The 594-nt window shown below is 73.2% G+C and carries 2 protein-coding genes; both read right to left on the reverse strand.

Going from position 1 to position 594, the window contains the following annotated elements; translation table 11 throughout:
- Positions 1-18: 18 nt before the first annotated feature.
- Positions 19-177 carry a hypothetical protein gene (locus tag IE178_RS35260; protein WP_168131609.1) on the reverse strand — a complete coding sequence of 53 codons (159 nt, stop codon included), beginning with the start codon at positions 175-177 and terminating at the stop codon, positions 19-21.
- Positions 174-410: a hypothetical protein gene (locus IE178_RS35265; protein ID WP_168131610.1), complete on the reverse strand. Its 237-nt coding sequence runs from the start codon at positions 408-410 to the stop codon at positions 174-176. Before IE178_RS35265 ends, IE178_RS35260 begins: the two co-directional genes overlap by 4 nt.
- Positions 411-594 lie beyond the last annotated feature (184 nt).

A 594-nucleotide genomic window follows, 5' to 3' on the forward strand; every position in this document is an offset into this window, starting at 1 on the left:
GGGAGACGGTTTCGCCGGTCACCGCACTGCCTCCGCCTCGCGGGTGCGGCGGCGCGTGATCGCGTCCATGGCCCTCACGCAGCCCTCGCCGTTCTCGATGCGGCGGCGGTACTCCTGCCAGTCCCCATCGGTCCACAGCTCCAGGGCGGCCGGGAACGTCTCGTCGCCGCCGTTCACTGGCCCGTCTCCACGGCCGGGACGCCGTACATGCCGGCGCACGGCGTGCAGGCGTACAGACGCACGCCGGCCGCGCGCAGTATCCGGACCGGGAACCTGTCATCCGGCGTGCCGGAGCACCAGCAGCAGGAGCGGCCCTGGCGCTGGCGGTCGCTCAGCCGCTCGAAGTGCAGGGCCGGAGCGTCCACCAGGCCGCCGGTTTCGGTGCGGGGGGTCGTGCTGCGCGTCGTCATGTCGTCGCCTCGCGCTCGCGGTTGGTCTCGGTGCCCCGTCCGTGCCTCTCGGGGGTCGCAAAAGCGCGGACGGGGCCGTCAACGGTCGCCGCACGGAGGGGGCGCGGCGTCCGGTAACCGGACAACTGCGCTGCGGTGCACGCTGGTTAGGGCATTGCCGGGGTCGGCTGGCTGTCTCACCTAG

The sequence above is a fragment of the Streptomyces griseoloalbus genome (genome assembly GCA_014650015.1).
Lineage (GTDB): Bacteria > Actinomycetota > Actinomycetes > Streptomycetales > Streptomycetaceae > Streptomyces > Streptomyces griseoloalbus.

Coding starts and splice junctions, on each gene's coding strand:
- IE178_RS35265 (WP_168131610.1), bottom strand. CDS start 410: ATGACGACGCGCAGCACGACCCCCCGCACCGAAACCGGCGGCCTGGTG.